General features: G+C 71.1%; 18 protein-coding genes and 1 riboswitch. Of the genes, 8 read left to right on the top strand and 10 right to left on the bottom strand.

Translation table 11 applies throughout. The annotated features are described in order from the left end of the window. A riboswitch (cobalamin riboswitch) is annotated at window positions 1–224 on the top strand. 143 nt (window positions 225–367) lie between these two features. The 3 genes from metE to OO70_RS32515 all read left to right on the top strand — a co-directional run bounded on the left by metE (window position 368) and on the right by OO70_RS32515 (window position 4,323). Beyond that, window positions 368–2,686, top strand: coding sequence for a 5-methyltetrahydropteroyltriglutamate--homocysteine S-methyltransferase (gene metE / locus OO70_RS32505; protein ID WP_043679026.1), 2,319 nt, complete (start codon window positions 368–370; stop codon window positions 2,684–2,686). 99 nt (window positions 2,687–2,785) lie between these two features. Then, complete coding sequence (locus OO70_RS32510; RefSeq protein ID WP_043679031.1) at window positions 2,786–3,364, top strand: histidine phosphatase family protein; 579 nt, start codon at window positions 2,786–2,788, stop codon at window positions 3,362–3,364. 224 nt (window positions 3,365–3,588) lie between these two features. Beyond that, on the top strand, window positions 3,589–4,323 hold the full coding sequence (locus OO70_RS32515; RefSeq protein ID WP_043679034.1) for a polysaccharide deacetylase family protein: 735 nt from the start codon (window positions 3,589–3,591) through the stop codon (window positions 4,321–4,323). 28 nt (window positions 4,324–4,351) lie between these two features. Here the strand turns inward: OO70_RS32515 and OO70_RS32520 are convergent, their stop codons facing one another. Both OO70_RS32520 and OO70_RS32525 read right to left on the bottom strand, forming a co-directional pair. After that, window positions 4,352–5,563, bottom strand: coding sequence for a cytochrome P450 (locus tag OO70_RS32520; RefSeq protein WP_043679172.1), 1,212 nt, complete (start codon window positions 5,561–5,563; stop codon window positions 4,352–4,354). Between the two features lie 87 nt (window positions 5,564–5,650). Then, entirely contained in the window at window positions 5,651–6,661 is a 1,011-nt protein-coding gene (locus tag OO70_RS32525) for a DUF2278 family protein (RefSeq protein WP_043679175.1), read from the bottom strand. Window positions 6,662–6,863: 202 nt separating this feature from the next. On the opposite strand from OO70_RS32525, the gene OO70_RS32530 reads away from it, so the two are divergent. Beyond that, window positions 6,864–7,304 carry an SRPBCC family protein gene (locus tag OO70_RS32530; protein WP_043679037.1) on the top strand — a complete coding sequence of 147 codons (441 nt, stop codon included), beginning with the start codon at window positions 6,864–6,866 and terminating at the stop codon, window positions 7,302–7,304. Window positions 7,305–7,384: 80 nt separating this feature from the next. Here the strand turns inward: OO70_RS32530 and OO70_RS32535 are convergent, their stop codons facing one another. Beyond that, window positions 7,385–8,026, bottom strand: a complete 642-nt coding sequence (locus OO70_RS32535; RefSeq protein ID WP_043679177.1) for a LysE family translocator — start codon at window positions 8,024–8,026, stop codon at window positions 7,385–7,387. Window positions 8,027–8,138: 112 nt separating this feature from the next. On the opposite strand from OO70_RS32535, the gene OO70_RS32540 reads away from it, so the two are divergent. Next, on the top strand, window positions 8,139–10,289 hold the full coding sequence (locus OO70_RS32540) for a protein kinase domain-containing protein (RefSeq protein ID WP_043679040.1): 2,151 nt from the start codon (window positions 8,139–8,141) through the stop codon (window positions 10,287–10,289). A gap of 10 nt (window positions 10,290–10,299) precedes the next feature. Here OO70_RS32540 and OO70_RS32545 read toward each other — a convergent pair whose 3' ends face one another. The 5 genes from OO70_RS32545 to OO70_RS32565 all read right to left on the bottom strand — a co-directional run bounded on the left by OO70_RS32545 (window position 10,300) and on the right by OO70_RS32565 (window position 16,964). Continuing rightward, window positions 10,300–11,451 carry an XdhC family protein gene (locus tag OO70_RS32545; protein WP_043679043.1) on the bottom strand — a complete coding sequence of 384 codons (1,152 nt, stop codon included), beginning with the start codon at window positions 11,449–11,451 and terminating at the stop codon, window positions 10,300–10,302. 46 nt (window positions 11,452–11,497) lie between these two features. Then, complete coding sequence (locus OO70_RS32550; protein WP_043679046.1) at window positions 11,498–12,958, bottom strand: NCS2 family permease; 1,461 nt, start codon at window positions 12,956–12,958, stop codon at window positions 11,498–11,500. Between the two features lie 115 nt (window positions 12,959–13,073). After that, a complete protein-coding gene (locus tag OO70_RS32555) occupies window positions 13,074–15,470 on the bottom strand; it encodes a xanthine dehydrogenase family protein molybdopterin-binding subunit (RefSeq protein WP_043679049.1) in 2,397 nt (798 codons plus the stop codon). A 1-nt stretch (window position 15,471) separates the two neighbouring features. Next, complete coding sequence (locus OO70_RS32560; RefSeq protein WP_043679052.1) at window positions 15,472–16,065, bottom strand: (2Fe-2S)-binding protein; 594 nt, start codon at window positions 16,063–16,065, stop codon at window positions 15,472–15,474. Continuing rightward, window positions 16,065–16,964 carry an FAD binding domain-containing protein gene (locus tag OO70_RS32565; protein WP_043679055.1) on the bottom strand — a complete coding sequence of 300 codons (900 nt, stop codon included), beginning with the start codon at window positions 16,962–16,964 and terminating at the stop codon, window positions 16,065–16,067. Before OO70_RS32565 ends, OO70_RS32560 begins: the two co-directional genes overlap by 1 nt. Window positions 16,965–17,276: 312 nt before the next feature. Here OO70_RS32565 and OO70_RS32570 point away from each other — a divergent pair, with 312 nt between their 5' ends. Beyond that, the gene (locus OO70_RS32570; RefSeq protein WP_043679058.1) at window positions 17,277–18,950 is read left to right on the top strand and encodes a PucR family transcriptional regulator; all 1,674 of its coding nucleotides are present in this window, start codon (window positions 17,277–17,279) and stop codon (window positions 18,948–18,950) included. 114 nt (window positions 18,951–19,064) lie between these two features. Next, a complete protein-coding gene (locus OO70_RS32575) occupies window positions 19,065–19,847 on the top strand; it encodes a hypothetical protein (RefSeq protein WP_043679180.1) in 783 nt (260 codons plus the stop codon). 1 nt (window position 19,848) lies between these two features. Here the strand turns inward: OO70_RS32575 and OO70_RS32580 are convergent, their stop codons facing one another. Both OO70_RS32580 and OO70_RS32585 read right to left on the bottom strand, forming a co-directional pair. Beyond that, the gene (locus OO70_RS32580; RefSeq protein WP_043679061.1) at window positions 19,849–20,106 is read right to left on the bottom strand and encodes a hypothetical protein; all 258 of its coding nucleotides are present in this window, start codon (window positions 20,104–20,106) and stop codon (window positions 19,849–19,851) included. A 128-nt stretch (window positions 20,107–20,234) separates the two neighbouring features. Then, window positions 20,235–21,041: a GntR family transcriptional regulator gene (locus OO70_RS32585; protein ID WP_043679064.1), complete on the bottom strand. Its 807-nt coding sequence runs from the start codon at window positions 21,039–21,041 to the stop codon at window positions 20,235–20,237. A 157-nt stretch (window positions 21,042–21,198) separates the two neighbouring features. On the opposite strand from OO70_RS32585, the gene OO70_RS32590 reads away from it, so the two are divergent. Further along, window positions 21,199–22,047, top strand: coding sequence for a (2Fe-2S)-binding protein (locus tag OO70_RS32590; protein ID WP_043679067.1), 849 nt, complete (start codon window positions 21,199–21,201; stop codon window positions 22,045–22,047). Window positions 22,048–22,186 lie beyond the last annotated feature (139 nt).

A 22,186-nucleotide genomic window follows, 5' to 3' on the forward strand; every position in this document is an offset into this window, starting at 1 on the left:
ACGCTGACCCTCGCAGCTGGTTCGCCCCGTCAGCCAGACGGACGCGTCGCAAGAGGGAACCCGGTGAAACTCCGGGACTGCCCCGCAGCGGTAAGCAGGAACGACCGCCGTCATACGCACTGGGCCCACAACAGGACCTGGGAAGCGACGGCCAGTAGGTGTCCCCCGGTTCAACAGGGGACGTGCCCGCAAGTCCGAAGACCTGCCAACTGCCCACGTACGGAAGAAGATCCCGTACGCGGAATCCCGGTGACCTCGTGGGCGGGTCGGCGTACATACCGGCGGTCACCATCCCCGGCATGACGAACCTTCGCGCTCTCGACCCGCAACCGGGATCTCAGGGAGACATCTCGCGAAGGAGAGTTCCGTGACAACAAAGCCCGCAGCCGCGGCAGCACGGCCCACCGTGTACGGCTACCCCCGTCAGGGCCAGAGCCGGGAACTGAAGAAGGCGATCGAGGGCTACTGGAAGGGCCGCGTCGACGCCGACACCCTCCGGACCACCGCCGCCGACCTGCGCCGCACCAACTGGCGGCAACTGACGGACGCCGGCATCCACGAGGTACCGACCGGCGACTTCTCGTACTACGACCACGTCCTGGACACCACCGTCATGGTCGGCGCCATCCCCGAACGCCACCGCACCGCCGTCGAACTCGACGCCCTGGACGGCTACTTCGCGATGGCACGCGGCACGCAGCACGTGGCGCCACTGGAGATGACGAAGTGGTTCGACACCAACTACCACTACCTGGTCCCCGAGTTGGGCCCGGACACCGTCTTCACCACCGACTCGACCAAGCAGGTGGCGGAACTGCGGGAAGCCCTCGCCCTCGGTCTGAGCCCACGCCCGGTGCTGGTCGGCCCAGTCACCTACCTCCTGCTCGCCAAGCCCGCACCCGGCGTCTCCGCGGACTTCGATCCGCTGACTCTCCTTGACCGGCTGCTGCCCGTGTACGCCGAGGTCCTCGCCGACCTGCGCGCGGCGGGCGCGGAGTGGGTGCAACTCGACGAGCCCGCCCTGGTCCAGGACCGCACCCCGGCCGAACTGAGCGCCACCACCCGCGCCTACCGCGATCTCGGCGCCCTCACCGACCGGCCGAAGCTCCTGATCGCCTCCTACTTCGACCGGCTCGGCGACGCACTGCCGGTACTGGCCAAGGCACCCGTGGAGGGCCTCGCGCTCGACTTCACCGAGTCCGCCGCCGCCAACCTGGACGCCCTGGCGGCGGTAGGCGGTCTACCCGGCAAGCGGCTGATCGCCGGTGTGGTCAACGGCCGCAACATCTGGGTCAACGACCTCACCAAGTCCATTGCCACACTGGGCACGTTGCTCGGTCTTGCCGACCGCGTCGACGTGACCGCCTCCTGCTCGCTGCTGCACGTTCCGCTCGACGCGTCCGCCGAGCGGGACATCGAGCCGCAGATCCTGCGCTGGCTCGCGTTCGCCCGCCAGAAGACGAACGAGATCGTCACGCTCGCCAAGGGTCTGTCCCAGGGCACCGACACCATCGCCGCCGAACTCGCCGCCAACCGTGCCGACTTGGCCTCCCGTACCGGCTCGCCCCTCACCCGCGACCCCGCCGTAAGGGAACGCGCCGCAGCCGTCACGGAGGCCGACGCCCGCCGTACCCAGCCGTACGAGAACCGGGCCGCCGCGCAGCGCGCGCACCTCGGTCTGCCGCCGCTGCCGACCACCACCATCGGCTCGTTCCCGCAGACCGCCGAACTGCGCACCGCACGGGCCGACTTGCGGGCGCGGCGGATCGACACCGCCGGGTACGAGGAGCGCATCAGGGCCGAGATCCAGGAGGTGATCTCCTTCCAGGAGAAGACCGGCCTGGACGTCCTCGTGCACGGTGAGCCCGAACGCAACGACATGGTCCAGTACTTCGCCGAGCAGCTGACGGGCTACCTCGCCACGCAGCACGGCTGGGTCCAGTCCTACGGCACCCGTTACGTCCGCCCGCCGATCCTGGCCGGCGACATCTCCCGCCCGGAACCGATGACGGTGCGCTGGACGACGTACGCCCAGTCGCTCACCTCGCGGCCGGTCAAGGGCATGCTCACGGGGCCGGTCACCATGCTCGCCTGGTCCTTCGTCCGTGACGACCAGCCGCTCGGCGACACGGCCCGGCAGGTCGCGCTCGCCCTGCGCGACGAGGTCAACGACCTTGAGGCGGCCGGGACTTCGGTCATCCAGGTCGACGAACCCGCCCTGCGCGAGACCCTCCCCCTGCGCACGGCGGACCGGGAGGACTACCTCACCTGGGCCACGGAGTCGTTTCGACTCACCGCCGGCGGGGTGCGGCCGGAGACCCAGGTCCACACGCACATGTGCTACGCCGAGTTCGGTGACATCGTCCAGACCATCGACGACCTCGACGCGGACGTCATCAGCCTGGAGGCGGCCCGCTCGCACATGCAGGTGGCCCGGGAACTGGCCGAGCACGGTTATCCGCGCGAGGCCGGGCCCGGTGTGTACGACATCCACTCCCCCCGTGTGCCGAGCGCGGACGAGGCTGCGGCCCTGCTGCGCAAGGGACTTGAGGCCATCCCCGCGGAGCGGTTGTGGGTCAACCCGGACTGCGGTCTGAAGACCCGCGGCTGGCCCGAGACCCGGGCGTCCCTGGAGAACCTGGTCGCCGCGGCCCGTACGGTCCGCACGGAGCTGGCCGGTTCCTGACCGGACGGCGGGGCGGCCGGAGGACACCCTCCCGGCCGCCCCGCCGTGCCGTGCGCGCGAGACGATGTCCACCACAGCCCGGACAACTGGAGCGACCACGTGACCAGCCGCATCACCCTGATCTCGCCGGCGATGAACCAGTCCCTGCGGGAGACCCGGTTCGACGACGACGGCCCGCTCGACGCAAACGGTACGGCCCGCGCCGAGGCCGCCGCGGGGTCGCTCCGCTCGGCTGACCGGGTGCTGGTCTCGCCCAGCGTGCGGTGCGGTGAGACGGCGTCCGCGCTGGGCCTCGCGGCCGTGGCGGAGCCGGAGTTGGCGGGGCTGGACATGGGGCGTTGGCGGGGGCTGACCCTCGACGAGGTGATGGCGCGGGAGCCCGACGCGGTGATGGCCTGGCTGACGGATCCGGATGCGGCGCCCCACGGCGGGGAGTCGGTGCGGGCGCTGTGCGAGCGAGCGGTGCGGTGGCTGGAGGCCGCGGCCGGGTTCGAGGGCAGGACCCTCGCCGTGGTCGAGCAGGAGTTCGTACGGGCCGTTGCGGTCACGGTCCTCGACGCGCCCGGGCCCGCGTTCTGGCGGCTCGACGTGGCCCCGCTCACCGCGACCGATCTCAGCGGACGGTCCGGGCGATGGAATCTGCGGCTCGGGCGGGAACTGGGGGGCGAGGACCGCTAGGCGCTCCGCTGGATCTGCGGTTCCCTGTCTGCGGGTTGGTGGGGGCTGGTCGCGCCCACGCGGCGGAGCCGCATATCGACACAGCCTCGCGCCCCTATAGGGCGCTGCACCATCGCCGGCTATACACGCCGTATATACTCGCTGTGTATAGTCCCGGCATGCCATCTCTGACTGCTCTGCGTAAGAAGAGGAAAAGAACCCCGGCCGGGTTGCGTGCCGTCGGCATGTTTGTCGTGGCCGCGTCGCTGGCCCTGGCCTTGGGCGGCTGCACCGAGCTCGACACGACCGCGCCGGCCGCCGCGCGCGCCGAGGGCGCCTCGGCCACCGCGCAGGCCCGTTTCGGGACGGTCGACTGCCGGGAGGTGAAGTGCATCGCGCTGACCTTCGACGCCGGGCCGAGCGAGAACTCGGCGCGACTGCTCGACATCCTGAAGGAGAAGCAGGTCCCGGCGACCTTCTTCCTGCTCGGCAAGCGGCACATCGAGAAGTACCCGGAGCTGGCCGCGCGCATGGCCGCCGAGGGTCACGAGGTGGCCAGTCACACCTGGGACCACAAGATCCTGACCCGAATATCGCCCGCGCAGATACGCGACGAACTGGAACGCACGGACGACGCGATACAGCGGATAACCGGGAAGCGGCCGACGCTGATGCGTCCGCCGCAGGGCCGCACCGACGACACCGTGCACAGGATCTGCCGTGAACTGGGCCTCTCGGAGATCCTGTGGAGCGTGACCGCCAAGGACTACGCCACCACCGACTCCGCACTGATCACCAAGCGCGTCCTCGCCCAGGCCACCCGCGACGGCATCATCCTGCTGCACGACCTCTACCAGGGCACCGTGCCCGCCGTCCCCGGCATCATCGACGCGCTGAAGGAGCGCGGGTACGTGTTCGTGACCGTGCCCCAGCTGCTGGCGCCCGGGAAGGCGGAGCCGGGAAAGGTGTACCGGCCCTGAGTCACCCGGCTCAACAGGCCTGCCCTTGTCACCAGTTCAGGTGGAGGGCGTACGGGGAACGGTGGATCATCGTCGGCCGCATGGTGACCGGACGATCCTCCGCCAGCCGCAGGCCGGGCAGGCGGCGGGTCAACTCCTCCAGGGTGAGCCGGAGTTGCTCGCGGGCGAGCTGGGAGCCCGGGCAGCTGTGCACGCCGAAGCCGAAGGCGAGGTGACGGCTCGGAGTGCGGGTGATGTCGAAGGTGTCGGCACGTGCGTACCGCGTCTCGTCCCGGTTGGCGGCGCCGAAGGCGATGAACAGCGTTGCCCCGGCGGGAAGTTCGGTGCCCGCGAGCGTGACGGGCCGGGTGGTGATCCTGCGGAAGCCCTGCAGCGCGGTGTCGTAGCGGGCCGCCTCCTCGATCGCCGCGGGGATGCGCTCGGGCTCGGCACACAGCAGCTCCCACTGACCCGGGTGACGGAGCAGATGCAGGACAGTAGTGCCGATGAGCGCGGTGGTGGTGAGGTGACCGGCGATGAGCAAGTTCTGGAGGTGGGCGACGAGTTGGTGCCGATGCTCCAGGGTCAGGTCGCCGTCGGTGACCGAGGTGATCAGTTCCGTGCAGAGGTCCTGGCGGGGTTGTGCGTGCCGCTCCTGCACGAGGCGGTCCAGGGTCTGCTGCATCGCGACGACGTCCTCGGCCGCGGCGATCTGCTCGTCCTCCTCCAGGGGGCGGAAGAGCAACTCCTCGGCGCGGTGGCCGCCGTGGACGACCCCGGGCACATCGGCGGGGTCGAGGCCGACGATCCTGCCGATGACCTCGCCGGGGAGCCGCTTGGCGTACGCCGACATCAGCTCGACGTGCCCGTCCTTGGCGAACGTGTCGACGAGGGCGGCGGCGCGCTCGGCGGCGTAGGGCAGGACGGCCGTGACGCGGGCCGGTGAGAGGCCGCGGACGATGGGTGCGCGCAGTTGCTGGTGTTGTGCGCCGTCCGCGGTGACGACGACGGGCCGCCCGCCGAAGCCGCCGCCGAGGACGGCGAGCGCGGCGGGCGACGGCAGCACGTCGGGCAACAGAGCCACCGCCGAGGAGAAGTCCTCGGGGCGGCGCAGGACTTCGCGTACGTCGGCGTCCCGGGCGACCAGCCAGGCGTCGAGTTCGGCGAGGCGGGTGAGCCCCTCGATCTGCCGCACCCGGGTGTAGAGCGGGTACGGGTCGCGCTGCAACTCGTCGAGCCTGGCGTGCAGTTCGCGGTCCACGGGACGCCCTTCGGCCGGTGGTGCGGTGCGGGTCGGGCTCATGGTGCCGTACGCGCACGCGGTTCGGAAGGGAGGTTCCGGGCAGGGTCAGAACACGACGGTCCAGCCCTCCCGTGCGGCCTGCTCGGCGGTGTACGAGACGCCGTGCACCTTCAGGCCGCCCGCGTCGAGGAGGGTGATCTCGCCGCCCTTGTTGCCGAGTTGGACGCCGTCGGTGAGCGGGACGAGCAGGGTGGCGCCCGGGGCGAGAGTGCCGGGCGGTACCGCGCAGGAGTGGCCCAGCTGGTCCCGGACGCGCCAGCCGGTCGGGTCGAGCGGATCGGGCGAGGCGTTGAGGAGGGTGACGCTCTCCGCCTCGGGCGCCGGGCCGCGAGGGTTGACCAGGGCCGCCACGATCCGGACGGGCTGTCCGCCGGGCTCGTTGCGCGAACCGTCGGTGCCTTCCAGGGTGTGGCCGGTGGTGTCGTCGGTGTGCCAGGACTGGCTCTGGAAGGCGAGGAAGATGCCGACCCAGCGCGACTGCGCCGGGAAGTGGATCAGGATGCCGCCGTCCTGCCAGACCCCGTCGTCGCCGCTGAAACGGCGGCTGTTGCCCTGGTTCATGTGGATGTCGTGGACGCCGTTGCCCGGTAGGAACCCGAACACCTTGTCCTTGACGGTGGGTTCGGGGCCGAAGCGCTCGCCGAAGACGTACAGCCGGGCGTCCGGGTCGTCGACCGCGCGTCGTACGTAGTGGTCGAGGAGGTCGGCGAGGTCGTTGTCGGGGCCGCTCGCGTCCGGCGGCAGGGTGCGCAGCTGCGCCGGGTCGAAGAGGTTGCCGCGCACGAAGTCGAGGTTCGGGCCGCCGGGTCCGGGCAGCAGGGTGTTCCAGCCGCTCGGGAGGCCCTCCAGCCGGGCCGTGACCGGGTGTTGGAAGTCCTCACTGACGAGGTAGAGCAGCTCGGAGGGCTTCTCCGCGGACAGGACGTTGACGGCGGCTCGGAAGTGCGTTCCCGAGTCGTCCGTGAGATGGATCTGGTAGTGCGGTGTACCGGCGGCGCCCTCGCGCCTCGTGTCGACCGCCCGTGTGATCAGTACGCCGTAGGCCTTCAGTGGCATGACGACCAACTCCCCCTGCGGGCAGGCGGGATGCCCGCCCATGGGACACAGCGTAGGGGGGAGGCGCCCGCTCCGGCCGGGGCGCGGGGAAACTGGGGGCGGCTGTCCGGTGTACATCTCCGGACCTATGAACCGCTAGGCCAAGGGTGTGAGCCACCGGCGAATTTACCGCCGATCAATAAGCGTTCTCTACGATCCCTACATGGTCAACTTCCGTCTCGAACGCACGGCACCGCTTCCCCTTGAGGAGGCGTGGCGCCGGTTGACGGAGTGGCCACGCCACGCCGATGTGGTCCCGCTGACCCGGGTCACCGTGGTCACTCCCCCGCCGACCGGCGAGGGCACGGTCTTCGTGGCCCGCTCGGGTCTCGGCCCGTTCGCCTTCGACGACCGCATGGAGGTCACCGTGTGGCGCCCGCCGTCGGACGACGAGCCGGGCCTCGTCCGGTTGGAGAAGCGCGGGCGGGTCGTCCTGGGCTGGGCGGAGATCGAGGTCCGGCCGGGGCCGGGGGGCCGTAGCCGCGTGGTCTGGGAGGAGGAGCTGCTGGTCCGCTTCCTGCCGCGCCTCTTCGACGGGCCGCTGCGGTGGGCGGCACGGTCGATGTTCGGGCGGGCGGTGAACGGGCTGCTGAGGCGGTCGTAGCGGAATCGGTCCTTACGACGTCCGTCCTTATGACATCCGTCCCTACGACGCCCGCCCCTACGACGTCAGTCCTTGCGGAGTCAGTCCTTGCGGCCGGTCACCGCGACCGTCACGCCCAGGCCGATCATCGTGAGGCCGCCCGCCCCGCCGACCGCGGAGAGCCGGCGCGGGGAGCGTGCGAACCAGTCCCGGGCGGTGGCGGCGACCAGCCCCCACACGCTGTCGGAGATCACGGCGATGAGGTTGAAGACCAGGCCGAGCAGCAGCATCTGCGCCGTCACATGGCCCTGGTCGCGGTCCACGAACTGGGGCAGTACGGCGGCGAAGAACACGATGGTCTTGGGGTTGGCCACCCCGACCGCGAACCCCTCCCACAGGGTGCGCAGTCCGGAGTGCGGGGCCGCTTCCTCCCCGGCGAACGCGGCGCGCAGCGACCCGCGTTGGCGCCACGCCTTGATCCCGAGGTACACGAGGTAGGCGGCGCCGGCGAGCTTCAGGGTCGTGAAGACGAGCACCGAGCGTTCCACCAGCGAGCCGATGCCGAGCGCGACGGCCACGACGAGGAGGTAGGCGCCGAGCGTGTTGCCCACCACGGTGGTCAGCGCGGCGCGGCGGCCGTGTGCCAGCGCCCGCCCGATCACGAACAGCACGCTGGGGCCGGGGACGATGATCAGCAGGAAGGACAGGGCCGCGAAGGCGACGAGTCGGTCGGTGGACACCATGGGGCCATGGAAGACGGGGGCGCCCCGGGCCCGCAACTCAATAACGAACGCTCTAGTGTGATGGCCCTGAACGGCCCATGCAGGCAAGGGAATCAGGAAAGGTGACCGGCGCATGTCGCTTCGCCCCGGGGACACGGAGTCGATCGGCGGCTATGCGCTGGTGGACCGGCTGGGCAGCGGCGGGATGGGCGTCGTGTATCTCGGACGGTCCGCCTCCGGACGTCAGGTCGCGGTCAAGGTCGTGCACGCGCAGTACGCGCTGGACGAGGAGTTCCGGGCCCGTTTCCGGCAGGAGATCGCCGCCGTTCGCCGGGTGAGCGGAGCGTTCACCGCTCCCGTCGTGGACGCCGATCCGGACGCCGAAGTCCCCTGGATGGCCACGCTCTACGTGCCCGGCCGCACCCTCGCCGAAGCCATCGAAAAAGACGGCCCGTTGGGCGGGCAGGCGCTGCGCACCCTGGCGTTGGGGCTGGTCGAGGCGCTGCGGGACATCCATCAAGCCGGTGTCGTGCACCGGGACTTGAAGCCCAGCAACGTCCTGCTCGCCGAGGACGGGCCCCGGGTCATCGACTTCGGCATCTCCCGCGCCGCCGACAACCAAGCCCTCACCGTAACCGGTCGGTTGATCGGGACTCCGCCCTTCATGTCCCCGGAACAGTTCGCCGCGCCCCGGGACGTCACCGCCGCGTCCGACGTCTTCTCGCTCGGCTCACTGCTGGTGTACGCGGCCACCGGCAACCGCCCCTTCGACGGCGCCAGCCCGTACCTGACGGGCTATCAAGTCATGCACGAGCAGCCCCGCTTGGACGGAGTGTCCGAACCGCTGCGGAGCATCGCGGAACGCTGCCTGGACAAGGACGCGGCGGCCCGGCCCCAACTGGCCGAACTCCACGGCATGTTGCTCGCCCTGTCCGATTCCACCGCCACCACCGCGGCGGATCCCCCGCGAGGGGCGGTCCCCCGCCCGGTGGGCCCTACGGCCGTCCCGGGCAGCAAACGCCCGCGTCGAAGACGGCGACTCCTCGTCGCTCTCGGCACACTGATCGCCGTCGCGGGGCTCAGCCTCACGGCCCTGCACTGGTCGTCGGACGACACGAACCTGGGCCCGTACGACGCGCTCTCGCCGTCCGCCTCCACCGCCGCCGTGGCGCTGCCCGCGGGCTGGAGGACCTGGCGGACGAGTCTGCTCACCTCCCAGACCGGCGACCCCCTCGACTACACCCAGTCCGGCTGTCTGGCGGGCGGCAGTACCACCGTGTACTGCGCCGGTACCGGCGCCACGGTCACCGCGCTGGACGCCGCCTCGGGCCGGGTCCGCTGGCGGTCGGGCACCAGCCCCGAGACATCGCTCCCCATCGGCGTCCGGGACGGGCACGTCTACACCTACGTCAAGCCCGACTCGAACGACACCTTCATCACCCGGCGCCTGGTCGCCCTGGACGCGAAGACCGGCACCCGGCTGTGGATCCACCCGATCAGGGACGACACGGACCCCGTCCTGTTCGACGGCGGGATCCTGGCGATGGACACGGACGCGACGAAGTTCGTGGCCTACGACGCGTCGGGCCGCCAGCTGTGGAGCGCGCCCATCTGGTCGAACCTCGGGAACTCCTGCACTCCGACGGTGCTGGGCGGCGCCCCGTACGCCCTCTGCACGGTCGAGGACGATCCCTCCCAGGGCGATTTCGTCCTGGTACGCCTCGACCCCGCCACCGGCACGCAGCGGAAGATCGCCGAACTCCCCACGGGGGCTTGGCCGTTGGGCGTCGACAAGGGCCGGTTGCTGTTCCTGGCGCCGAAGTTGGCGCCGGAGGTCTTCGGCAGCTCCCCGGACCAGCTGTACACCGCCCTGGACCGGGTGAACCCGAGCACCGGCGCGATCGAGCGGATCGCCCTGCCGGCCGGCACGCGCGGCACGGCCACCCTGGTCAAGGACGTGATCTACCTCGTCCGCCCGAACGGCACGGTCACCGCCGTCCGCGCGGCCGACGGCACGCGGCTGTGGCAACGGGAGACGGACACCGAGAACCTGTCGACGCCGGTGTTCTCGGCGAAGTTCGACAGGCTCTACTTCTCGAACCAGTTCGGCCGGCTGCTGGCCCTGGACCGGAGCACCGGAGCCGTCAAGTGGCGTACGTCCGCACTGGCGAACGCCGGCGACTCGACGGACGACACCGCCCCGTACGTCCTGCTCGTCAAGGACGCGCTCGTGGCCGTGGCGGGCGACACGGCCTTCTCCGTACGACCGCCCGCAACGCGCTGACCCGCGCCGTTCAGGCCACCGATCCGATCCGCCCCACCGTCGCCGACGTCCCGTCGTGGTGGATCGGCGTGTGCGCGCCGGTGAGTGAAATGCCGCTGCCGCCACGCCTGTTGGCGACGATCTCCGAGGCGATCGACAGGGCCGTCTCCTCGGGGGTGCGGGCGCCGAGGTCGAGGCCGATCGGGGACCTCAGCCGCGCCAACTCCAGCTCCGTGACGCCGACTTCGCGCAGGCGCTCGTTGCGGTCGAGGTGGGTGCGGCGGGAGCCCATCGCGCCGACGTACGCGACCGGGAGGCGCAGGGCGAGTCGGAGCAGCGGTACGTCGAACTTGGCGTCGTGGGTGAGGACGCACAGGACGGTGCGCGCGTCGACGTCCGTGCGCTCCAGGTACCGGTGGGGCCACTCGACGACGATCTCGTCGGCGTCGGGGAAGCGGGCCGGTGTGGCGAAGACGGGGCGGGCGTCGCACACCGTCACGTGGTAGTTCAGGAACTTGCCGATGCGGACCAGTGCGGAGGCGAAGTCGATCGCGCCGAACACGATCATCCGGGGCGGCGGGACCGAGGACTCGACCAGGACCGTGAGCGGGGCCCCGCAGCGGGAGCCCTGCTCGCCGATCTCGACGGTGCCGGTGCGGCCCGCGTCCAGACAGGCGCCGGCTTCGGCGGCGACCGTGCGGTCCAGTTCGGGGTGGGCGCCGAACCCGCCGTCGTAGGAGCCGTCGGGGCGTACGACGAGTGCGTGGCCGAGGAGTTCGGCCGGGCCGGAGATGATCCGGGCCAGTGCCGCCGCCTCCCGTCGGGTGGCGGCGGACAGTGCGGTGGTGACCACCGGGCGGGCGGGGTCCGCCGCCCGTACCGGTGTGACGAGGATGTCGATGACTCCGCCGCAGGTCAGGCCGACGGCGAAGGCGTCCTCGTCGCTGTAGCCGAAGCGCTCCAGGACGGTTTCGCCGTCCGCCAACGCCTGTTGGCACAGTTCGTAGACCGCGCCTTCCACGCAGCCGCCGGAGACCGAGCCGATCGCCGTGCCGTCGGTGTCCACCGCGAGGGCGGCGCCGGGCTGGCGGGGTGCGCTGCCGCCGACGGCCACCACGGTGGCGACGGCGAAGTCGCGGCCCTGCTCGACCCACCGGTGCAGCTCTTCGGCGATGTCCAGCATCTCGGTCTCCTAACGGGGTTGCGGGGAAGGGCAGTTGGGGCGGGGGCTAGTGCACGCCCAGCCAGCTCTCCACCGGGTGGAGGGCGAAGTACACGAGGAAGATGACGGTCAGGCCCCACATGAAGGGGCCGATCTCCCGTGTCTTGCCCTGGGCGGTCTTGATGGCGACGTACGAGATGACTCCCGCGGAGACGCCCGCGGTGATGCTGTACGTGAACGGCATCACAACTACCGTCAGGAACACGGGGATTGCGGTGGCGCGGTCGGCCCAGTCCACGTGCCGGGCGTTCATCAGCATCATCGAGCCGATGACGACCAGGGCGGCGGACGCCACCTCCTGCGGGACGATCGCGGTGAGCGGGGTGAAGAAGAGACAGGCCGCGAAGAACAGGCCTGTCACCACCGAGGCGAGGCCCGTGCGCGCGCCCTCCCCTACCCCAGTCGCCGACTCGATGAAGACGGTCTGGCCGGAGCCGCCCGCCACGCCGCCGATCGCGCCGCCGGCACCGTCGATGAACAGCGCCTTCGACAGGCCCGGCATCCGGCCCTTGGCGTCGGCGAGTTGGGCCTCGGTGCCGACGCCGATGATGGTGGCCATCGCGTCGAAGAAGCCAGCCAGCACGAGGGTGAACACGATCATGCCGACCGTCATCGCGCCGACCTTGCCCCAGCCGCCGAACTCCACATGGCCGAAGAGCGAGAAGTCGGGCATGGACACCGCGCTGCCGTGCAGCTCGGGGGCTGCGCCGCTCGCCCACTGCTTGGGGTCGATGACCCCGGCGGCGTTCAGGACCGCGGCGACGACCGTGCCGCTGATGATGCCGATGAGGATGGCGCCGGGCATGTTGCGGGCCTGGAGCATGAAGATGAGGAGCAGGGTGCCGGCGAACAACAGGACGGGCCAGCCCGCGAGTTCACCCGCCGGGCCGAGGGTGAGCGGGGTCGCCTTGCCCTGGTGCACGAAGCCCGACTTGTAGAAGCCGATGAGCGCGATGAACAGGCCGATGCCCATCGTGATGCCGTGTTTCAGCGCGAGCGGAATCGCGTTCATGATCATCTCGCGCAGCCCGGTGACGACGAGCAGCATGATGACCACGCCGTACATCACGCACATGCCCATCGCCTGCGGCCAGGTCATCTGCGGGGCGACCTGCGAGGAGAGCACACCGGAGACGGAGAGCCCGGCGGCGAGGGCCAGCGGCACCTTGCCGACGAAGCCCATCAGGAGGGTGGTGAAGGCCGCCGCGAACGCGGTCGCGGTGATCAGCCCTTTCTGGCCGAGCGTGTCCCCCGCGACGTCCTTGCCGGACAGGATCAGGGGGTTGAGCAGCAGGATGTACGCCATCGCCATGAAGGTGGTGACTCCGCCGCGCACCTCACGCGCGACGGTCGATCCCCGCCGGGATATGTGGAAGTACCGGTCGAGCCAGGACCGGCCGGCCGGGACGCGGGTTCCTTCACCCGCGTCTTCGGCGGCGGTCCTGGGTTCCACTGACTGCTGGGTCATGGGGCCATCTCCCAAGGTTCACAGGGGCACCCGCCATCCGCCGTCGGCGGTGCGCGGGATTTGGGATGGACGACCCGGGGGACGGCCCGAGACGAACAACTAGGGACCCGGAGGGTCACGTACCGGTGAGGTGCTCCGGGCGTACCGGTGTCCTGTTCAGTTCCAGCCCTGTCGCGTTCCGAATTGCCGCCAGGACGGCCGGAGTTGACGACAGGGTGGGGGCCTCGCCGATGCCGCGCAGCCCGTACGGGGCGTGCTCGTCGGCGAGTTCGAGCACGTCGACCGGGATGGTCGGCGTGTCGAGGATGGTGGGGATCAGGTAGTCCGTGAAGGACGGGTTCCTGACCTTGGCGGTCTTGGGGTCGACGATGATCTCCTCCATAACCGCGATGCCGAGACCCTGGGTCGTACCGCCCTGGATCTGGCCGATGACGGACAGCGGGTTGAGCGCCTTGCCGACGTCCTGCGCGCAGGCCAGCTCGATCACCTTCACCAGGCCGAGTTCGGTGTCGACCTCGACGACGGCGCGGTGCGCGGCGAAGGTGTACTGGACGTGCCCGAAGCCCTGTCCGGTACGGAGGTCGAAGGCCTCGGTCGGCCGGTGCCGCCACTCGGCCTCGATCTCGACGGCCTCGCCTTCGAGGACGTCCACCAGATCGGCGAGGACCTCACCGGCGTCGGTGACGATCTTGCCGCCCTCCAGCAGGAGTTCGGCGGTGGCCCAGGCCGGGTGGTAGGTGCCGAGCTTGCGGCGGCCCATCTCCAGGACCTTCTCGCGGACCAGCTCGCAGGAGTTCTTGACGGCACCGCCGGTGACGTACGTCTGCCGGGAGGCCGAGGTCGATCCCGCCGAACCCACCTGTGTGTCGGCCGGGTTGATCGTCACCTGGGTGACGCCCAGCTCGGTGCGGGCGATCTGCGCGTGGACGGTGACACCGCCCTGGCCCACCTCCGCCATCGCGGTGTGTACGGTCGCCACCGCCTCGCCGCCGACAACCTCCATACGGACCTTGGCCGTTGAGTAGTCGTCGAAGCCCTCGGAGAAGCCGACGTTCTTGATGCCGACCGCGTAGCCGACCCCGCGTACGACGCCTTCGCCGTGCGTGGTGTTGGACAGACCGCCCGGCAACTGCCGTACGTCCGCGGCCTCTCCGGCCGCGAGCCACTGCTGCTCGGGCGGCATGGGCATCGCCTTGACGCGGCGCAGGAGTTCGGCGACGGGCGCCGGGGAGTCGACGACCTGACCGGTCGGCATGACGGTGCCCTGTTCCATCGCGTTGAGCTGACGGAACGCGACCCGGTCCATGCCCACCTTGTCGGCGAGCTTGTCCATCTGGGCCTCGTAGGCGAAGCACGCCTGGACCGCGCCGAAGCCGCGCATCGCGCCGCAGGGCGGGTTGTTGGTGTAGAGGGCGATGGCCTCGATGTCGACGTTGTCGATGACGTAGGGGCCGGCGCCGAGCGAGGAGGCGTTGCCGACGACTGCCGGGGAGGCCGACGCGTAGGCGCCGCCGTCCAGGACGATCCGGGCCTTGAGGTGGGTGAGCTTGCCGTCCTTCGTCGCGCCGTGCTCGTAATAGAGCTTGGCGGGGTGGCGGTGGACGTGGCCGAAGAAGGACTCGAAGCGGTTGTAGACGATCTTCACCGGCTTGCCGGTGCGCAGGGCCAGCAGGCAGGCGTGGATCTGCATCGACAGGTCCTCGCGACCGCCGAACGCGCCGCCGACGCCGGAGAGCGTCATGCGGACCTTGTCCTCGGGCAGGCCGAGCACGGGCGCGATCTGGCGCAGGTCGGAGTGCAGCCACTGGGTGGCGATGTAGAGGTCGACGCCGCCGTCCTCGGCGGGTACGGCGAGACCGGACTCCGGGCCCAGGAACGCCTGGTCCTGCATGCCGAAGGTGTACTCGCCCTCGACGATGAAGTCGGCGCGCTCCCGGGCAGCCGCCACGTCACCGCGAATGATCGGCTGGCGGTGGACGATGTTCGGGTGCGGGACATGGCCGATGTGGTGGTCGTCGCGGCCCTCGTGGATGAGGATCGCGTCCGGCGCGGTCGCGGACAACTCGTCGGTGATGACCGGGAGTTCGCGGTACTCGACCTTGATCTTCGCGGCTGCGCGGCGGGCGGTCTCCGGGTGGTCGGCGGCGACGATCGCGACCGGCTCGCCGTGGTGGCGGACCTTGCCGTGCGCGAGAACCGGGGTGTCCTGGATCTCCAGGCCGTAGTTCTTCACGTCGGTCGGCAGGTCGTCGTACGTCATGACGGCGTAGACGCCCGGGGTCTTCAGCGCCTCGACCGTGTCGATGGAGACGATCTCGGCGTGCGCGACCGTGGAGCGCAGGATCTGGCCCCAGAGCATGTCCTCGTGCCACATGTCGGAGGAGTACGCGAACTCGCCGGTGACCTTGAGGGTGCCGTCCGGGCGGAGCGTGGACTCGCCGATGCCGCCCTTGGTCTTCGAACCCTGGGTGACCTTGGTGGGAGTGCCGATGGGGGTGCCTTTGACGGGCATGTCAGACCGCCTCTCCCTGCCGGGCGGCCGCGAGGCGGACCGCGTCCATGATCTTCTCGTAGCCGGTGCAGCGGCACAGGTTGCCCGAGAGCGCCTCGCGGATGTCCGCGTCGGTCGGGTTCGGGTTGTGCTCCAGCATCTCGTCGGCGGCGACGAGGAGACCGGGGGTGCAGAAGCCGCACTGGACGGCGCCGGCGTCGATGAACGCCTGCTGGATGGGGGCGAGTTCGGTGCCCTCGCCGGTCTGGGAGTCGGTCGGCTTGGGGTGCCAGGTCGGGGACCCACCCTGAGAAAGTGTGTCACTTTTCGCGGAAGTGTCACACTTTTCCGCACCACATACCCGCTGCCGGGCGTAGTCCGCGAGCCCCTCGACGGTGACGACCTCGCGGCCCTCGACCTGACCGGCCGCGACCAGACACGAACACACCGGAACGCCGTCCAGCCGGACGGTGCAGGAACCGCACTCCCCTTGCTCGCAGGCGTTCTTCGAACCTGGGAGGCCCATGCGCTCCCTCAGCACGTACAGCAGGGACTCGCCCTCCCACACGTCGTCCGCTTCCTGCGGGCGGCCGTTGACCGTGAAATTGACGCGCATCAGGCGACACTCCCCTTCTCGATGGAGCGGCCGTCAGTGCCGCGGTACGACTCCCAGGTCCAGGTCAGGGTGCGGCGGGCCATGATGCCGACCGCGTGCCGGCGGTAGCTGGCCGTACCCCGGACGTCGTCGATCGGGTTGCAGGCGGCGGAGCACAGGTCCGCGAACTGCTTGGCGACCGACGGGGTGATGATCCGGCCGTTGTCCCAGAAGCCGCCCTCGTCGAGCGCCGCGTTCAGGAATTCCTCGGCGGCCTTCGCCCGGACGGGGGTCGGCGCGGCCGATCCGATGCCGGTACGGACCGTGCGGGTGGCGGGGTGCAGAGCGAGCCCGAAGGCGCAGACGGCGATGACCATGGCATTCCGTGTGCCCACCTTCGAGTACTGCTGCGGGCCGTCCGCCTTCTTGATGTGGACGGCGCGGATCAGCTCGTCGGGCGCGAGCGCGTTGCGCTTCACGCCGGTGTAGAACTCGTCGATCGGGATGAGCCGGGTGCCGCGCACCGACTCGGCCTCGACCTCGGCGCCGGCCGCGAGGAGCGCGGGGTGGGCGTCGCCGGCCGGGGAGGCGGTGCCGAGGTTGCCGCCGACGCCGCCGCGATTGCGGATCTGCGGGGAGGCGACCGTGTGCGAGGCGAGGGAGAGGCCCGGCAGCTCGCCGCGCAGGTTCTCCATGATCCGGGTGTACGGGACCGAGGCCCCGAGCCGCACGCTGTCCGCGCCGACCTCCCACTCGTAGAGATCGCCGATGCGGTTCAGGTCGAGGAGGTACTCGGGCCGGCGGTGGTCGAAGTTGATCTCGACCATCACATCGGTGCCGCCCGCGATGGGCACAGCGGTGGGGTGCTCGGCCTTAGCGGCGAGCGCCTCCTCCCAGCTGGCGGGGCGAAGGAAGTCCATGACCGGCTCTCTTCTTCGTCTCGTGGGTCGTACGGATCAAGCCAGTTCGTGTGCGGCGGGCCCGGCTCGTTCATGTGCTGTTAATGCAGCGTGAGGTCAGTACACAGCGCCGTGCGCGGAGCGGGTCAGTCACGGAAACCATGAAGGAGTTGGCTGGCCAGGGCGGGCATCTTGTAGATTCATATGAACGGAGGTCATCAGTAACCCCTCCGATTCCCTGTGGAAACGTGGGAAACAGCCCCGCACGGCCCCGCACCCACAGAACCTCTTGGTTCATCGTAGTTTTCTAGACAAAGAACGGCGGCGACGGCGATGCGGCTGCGCGCACTTCTGGACACCGATGCGCTGGGGCTGCGGCTGCTCGGCGGCGAGGACGAGCTGGACCGCACGGTACGCGGGGTGATGACCACCGACCTGCGGGACCCCAGCCGCTATCTCTCGGGCGGCGAGCTGGTCCTGACCGGTCTGGCCTGGCGCCGCGACGCCTCCGACACCGAGCCGTTCGTACGACTCCTGGTGTCCGCCGGAGTGGCCGCGCTGGCCGCCGGCGAGGCCGAGCTGGGGGACATCCCGGACGACCTGATAGCCGTCTGCGCCAAGCACCGGCTGCCGCTGTTCGCGGTGAACGAGTCGGTGGCGTTCGCGACGATCACCGAGCACGTCGTACGGCAGGTGTCCGGCGAGCGGGCCGGTGACCTCGCGGCCGTGGTGGACCGGCATCGCCGGATGATGACCTCGGGGCCTGCGGGGGGCGGCCCGGACGTGGTCCTGGATCTCCTCGGCTCCGACCTGGACCTGCGGGCGTGGGTGCTGTCGCCGACCGGGCGGCTCATCGCGGGCTCGAAGGTGTCGGGGCCCGCGCTGCCCGCCGACGTGTGCGCGAAGCTGGCCGCCGAGCAGCTGGCCGCCGCCCGCACGGGCCGCCGGGGACCGCACCGGCTGGCGCTGGGCGGCTCGACGTACTCGCTCTTCCCGGTCCGCGGCGGCGGGCGTCCCACACAAGGGGCGCGGGACGTGCGCGAGACGGTGCTGTCGGACTGGCTGCTCGCGGTCGAGGCGGACGCCGGGGACTGGCCGGACGAGCGGCTGGACCTGCTCCAGGGCGTCACGCAGCTGATCGCGGTCGAGCGGGATCGGCGGGACGCGGCGCGCACGGTCCGCAGACGGCTCGCACAGGAAGTCCTGGAGCTGGTCCAGACGGGTGCCGCGCCGGCCGAGATCGCCGCGCGCCTGCGGGTCGCCGCTCCCGTGCTGCTGCCCGGGCTGGGGGCGGCCCCGCACTGGCAGGTGGTCGTGGCCCGGGTCGAGTGGGAGGGCGCGGACATCGAGGCGGGTCCGGTCGCCCAGGCGCTCCTGGAGGAGATCCTCGTCGACCCCCTGACGACGGGCCCCGAGCCCTCCGACCGGATCGCCGTGGCCCACTCGGGTGACGAGGCGATCGCGCTCGTACCGCTGCCGGCCGTTTCGGCGGAGCACGACGGTTCCGAGTCCGGCATCCACGCGGACGTGCTCCTGGAGGCCGTACGGGATCCGCTGTCGGCCGGGCTCGACGACGACGGGCGGGTCACGCTCGGGGTGAGCGCGGCGGTGCACTCGGCGGAGGGGCTGCGCGGGGCGCTGGAGGAGGCGCGGCACGCGCGGCGGGTGGCGGCGGCGCGTCCGGGGCGCGTGTGCGCCGCCGGGCACCAGGAACTGGCCTCGCACGTCCTCCTCCTCCCCTTCGTGCCGGACGACGTGCGGCGGGCGTTCACCGCGCGCCTGCTCGACCCGCTGCGCGACTACGACCGCAGGCACCGCGCGGAGCTGATCCCGACGCTGGAGGCGTTCCTGGAGTGCGACGGCTCGTGGACGCGCTGTGCGACCCGGCTGCACCTGCACGTCAACACGCTGCGCTACCGGGTCGGCAGGATCGAGCAGTTGACGAGTCGGGACCTCTCGCGCCTCGAGGACAAGCTGGATTTCTTCCTGGCACTGCGGATGAGCTGACCCGAAGATCCCACGACTTTGTGAATTCTTTCACCCACCCTCTTGGCCGGGCCGTGCGATCCGTGCTGAGATGCCAGCACTCAACAGCTCAATGGTGTGCTCGGGGAGGGCAACGTGGCGCATTCCGCCATGTCTGGACACGGAACGACCGAAGGTGACGATCCCCTCCAGACCGCGGTGTGGCGGCTGCGCTCGCGGGCCTGCTGGGCCGACGCGGCGGCGCTGCTACGGCCCGACACCGCGGCGCCGGCCCTTCAGCGGACCTCGCTGCTCGTGGAGCGGTGTCTCTACACCGAGCAGGGCTGGGAGGAGGCCGAGGACGCGCTGCGTACGGCGGAGGCGCTGGCCCACAGCGACGACGAGCGGGGCGCAGCGGCCTGCGAGCGCGGCCAACTCGCCTACGCCGCGACGCTGCACGGGGTCCGCGACCGGGCCGACGAGGCACGGGCCGCGCTCGGGCGGGCGGCGGCGCTGATCCCGCCGGGCGGTGCGGGGCGGGCGCTGCTGGACTTTCGGCGGGGCCTGCTCGCGGAGAACCTGGCGCGTTCGCCACAGGCCGCGCGGGCCGCGTACCGGCGCGCACACGCCGGGGCCGCCGATCACGCCGACCCGCTGCTGCTGTCGTTCACCTGGCGCCATCTGGCCGGACTCGCCCTGCGGGACGGGGAGTTGGCGGAGGCCCGGCACGGCTTCGCCGAATCGCTGCGGATCCGGGAGGAGTTGGGCTACCTCGTCGGTACGGCCCCGGCCCTCGCGTCGCTCGCGGACGCCGAGGTCGAGCCGGAGGCGTCCCGGTTGCGCGAGGAGGCGCGCCGGCTGTTCCGGCTGCTCGGCGGTGTACCGACCTGGTTGGCACGGCAGTTGGCGGTGCCGGCGCCCGGGGCGGCCACGGCGTAGGTCAGGAGCCGCTGGTCCGGTTCTGCACGACGTTCACGATGTGGTGGACGAACTGCAGGACGGACGCCCGGAGTTCGGGGTCGCGGGCGACCAACACCACGACGGCGACGAGCAGAAGGAAGCTCAACAGGCCGCCGCCGGAACGGGAGTGGCCGCGCCGGGCTCCTGCCTGTGCGGCCCGCATCCCGTCCTCTGCCGCCCGGCGTGCGGACTGTTCGGCGCCTCGCTGTGCGGCCTGCTGGCCCGGATTCGGAAACATCGGCGCTCTCCCCCATGGAACGGTCATCCCTTTCCGTGGGGCACGTCACCGCCGACCGGGCGGGTTCCCGGTGCGGGCCACGGTCGCCGGACCCGGACCCGCTCGTGACCGGAGTCACATATTCGGATTCACGCGGCTCCCGCGAAGTGCTCCCGCACCAGTGACTGCACCACGTCCCACTCCCCCGCGACCAACGCCTCCAGGAGCGCGAGGTGTTCGGACGCGTCCGCCAGGAGGTCGGCCCGCCCGCGCGTGACCGGGCCGCCGACCAGCGGCCACTGGGCACGGCGGTGCAGGTCCTCGGCGATCTGGACGAGCTGCTCGTTCCCGGAGAGGGAGAGGAGGGCGCAGTGGAAGGCCCGGTCGGACTCGGCGTACGTCGCCCGGCACCCGGAGGACGCGGCGCGGACGGTCCCCTCGGCGAGCGGGCGCAGACCCGCCCAGCGCGCGGCGGGCACCGTACGGGCGAGCCGGAGCATCACGGGGACCTCGATCAGGGCGCGGATCTCCGCCAGCTCGGCGAGTTCCCGGGCGCCGCGCTCGATCACGCGGAAACCCCGGTTCGGTACGACCTCGACGGCGCCCTCGGCGGCGAGCTGCTGCATGGCCTCGCGGACGGGGGTGGCGGAGACGCCGAACCGGTCGCCGAGCGCGGGCGCGGAGTAGACCTCGCCGGGGGTCAGTTCGCCGCCGACGAGCGCGGTGCGCAGGGCGTCCAGGATCTGCCCGCGCACGGAGGAACGCTGGACGACCGTGCGGGGGCGCGGGATCGGCGTCTCGCTGTGCGTGTGCTCACCGCGCACCGCACCGGCGCCGTCACCGAGATCCCGGTTCCGGTCCACATCGGCGGCGCGCTGCTGCGGCGGCACCCGGGAACCTCGGGCAGGCGCATCCGGAATTCCGGTCCCGGTGGAGCTCTGCGTGCCCTGCTTCACGGGTCCTCCTCCGGACGTGTCGGTACTTGGGGTCATTACGGCGTCTTGTTACTCGTCCGTCAAGCACCTTAGGCGCAGATCGGACTAGTTCAAATCCCATACCTGTTGGGTAAGGTAAGCCTTACCTCTAAACCAACGGCGAATCGGTGGTCCCGGCATGCCCCTGCCCTCTTCGGCCGTAGCGGACGCGTACGCCCGCCTCACCGAGGTCATCCCCGGGCTCACGATCACCGAACTGACCCCCGGACAACCCGCCCCCACCGGCGGCGGCTGGGCCTCCGCCGCCGCACTCGCGGAGGGCGGCGCGGGCCTGGAGGCATTCCTGGCCTGGGACGACGCCCAGGTCCTGCGCGACCACGGCCGTGCGGGCCGCCCGGACGTGATAGCCACCTTCGGCCTGCACCGCTACGCCTGGCCGGTCGTCCTCCTGTTCACCGTCCCGTGGTTCCTCCACCGCCGCGTCCCCCGCCTCCCCGTCACCCACGTCTCCTACGACCGCACAGCCGCCGGTCTCGACATGGGCCACCTGGTCGTCCGTGCCGACTCCTTCGCCTGTCTGCCCGGCGACCCGGCGGCGGCGCTGCCCGGCGCGCGGGTGGTCGCGGACGAGGAGGCGCTGCGGGCGGAGGTGCGGGCCGCGGTCGCCGAGCACATGGAGCCGGTGCTGGCCGGGTTCGGGCCGCGGATGCGACGGCGGGGCCGGGCCCTGTGGGGCATGGCGACCGACGAGATCGTGGAGGGGATCTGGTACGTCGCCGATCTCTTCGGCGAACAGCCGCGGGCGGTACGGGAGTTGGAGCGGCTGCTGCCGGGCGCGACCAAGCCGTACGTCGGATCGGCCGCGTTCCGCGAGGTGACCGGCCCGAACGGGGAGTCGCTGTCCACCCGGGACCGGGCGAGCTGCTGCATGTACTACACGCTGGACGCGGAGGACGCCTGCGCCACCTGTCCGCGCACCTGCGAGACGGAGCGGGTCACCAAGCTGCTGGCCGCCGCGGCGAGTTGAGGGACCCTCAGTCGCACACTCCCCTCGGGGCCCGCTAGGATCAGCCGCGAACGAGACGTCCGTTCGGTTACAGGTGCTTCACAACTTCCTCACTTGTCGCAGGAACTTTCCGTGGAACCACCCGTACGGGTAGTCTTAT

The organism is Streptomyces xylophagus (genome assembly GCF_000716435.1).
Lineage (GTDB): Bacteria > Actinomycetota > Actinomycetes > Streptomycetales > Streptomycetaceae > Streptomyces > Streptomyces xylophagus.

Excerpts from the sequence above, each read along its gene's own strand:
- OO70_RS32515 (WP_043679034.1), top strand. The coding sequence starts at position 3,589 with ATGTTTGTCGTGGCCGCGTCGCTGGCCCTGGCCTTGGGCGGCTGCACC.
- OO70_RS32525 (WP_043679175.1), bottom strand. The coding sequence starts at position 6,661 with ATGCCACTGAAGGCCTACGGCGTACTGATCACACGGGCGGTCGACACG.
- OO70_RS32530 (WP_043679037.1), top strand. The coding sequence starts at position 6,864 with ATGGTCAACTTCCGTCTCGAACGCACGGCACCGCTTCCCCTTGAGGAG.
- OO70_RS32535 (WP_043679177.1), bottom strand. The coding sequence starts at position 8,026 with ATGGTGTCCACCGACCGACTCGTCGCCTTCGCGGCCCTGTCCTTCCTG.
- OO70_RS32540 (WP_043679040.1), top strand. The coding sequence starts at position 8,139 with ATGTCGCTTCGCCCCGGGGACACGGAGTCGATCGGCGGCTATGCGCTG.
- OO70_RS32545 (WP_043679043.1), bottom strand. The coding sequence starts at position 11,451 with ATGCTGGACATCGCCGAAGAGCTGCACCGGTGGGTCGAGCAGGGCCGC.
- OO70_RS32550 (WP_043679046.1), bottom strand. The coding sequence starts at position 12,958 with ATGACCCAGCAGTCAGTGGAACCCAGGACCGCCGCCGAAGACGCGGGT.
- OO70_RS32555 (WP_043679049.1), bottom strand. The coding sequence starts at position 15,470 with ATGCCCGTCAAAGGCACCCCCATCGGCACTCCCACCAAGGTCACCCAG.
- OO70_RS32560 (WP_043679052.1), bottom strand. The coding sequence starts at position 16,065 with ATGCGCGTCAATTTCACGGTCAACGGCCGCCCGCAGGAAGCGGACGAC.
- OO70_RS32565 (WP_043679055.1), bottom strand. The coding sequence starts at position 16,964 with ATGGACTTCCTTCGCCCCGCCAGCTGGGAGGAGGCGCTCGCCGCTAAG.
- OO70_RS32570 (WP_043679058.1), top strand. The coding sequence starts at position 17,277 with ATGCGGCTGCGCGCACTTCTGGACACCGATGCGCTGGGGCTGCGGCTG.
- OO70_RS32580 (WP_043679061.1), bottom strand. The coding sequence starts at position 20,106 with ATGTTTCCGAATCCGGGCCAGCAGGCCGCACAGCGAGGCGCCGAACAG.
- OO70_RS32590 (WP_043679067.1), top strand. The coding sequence starts at position 21,199 with ATGCCCCTGCCCTCTTCGGCCGTAGCGGACGCGTACGCCCGCCTCACC.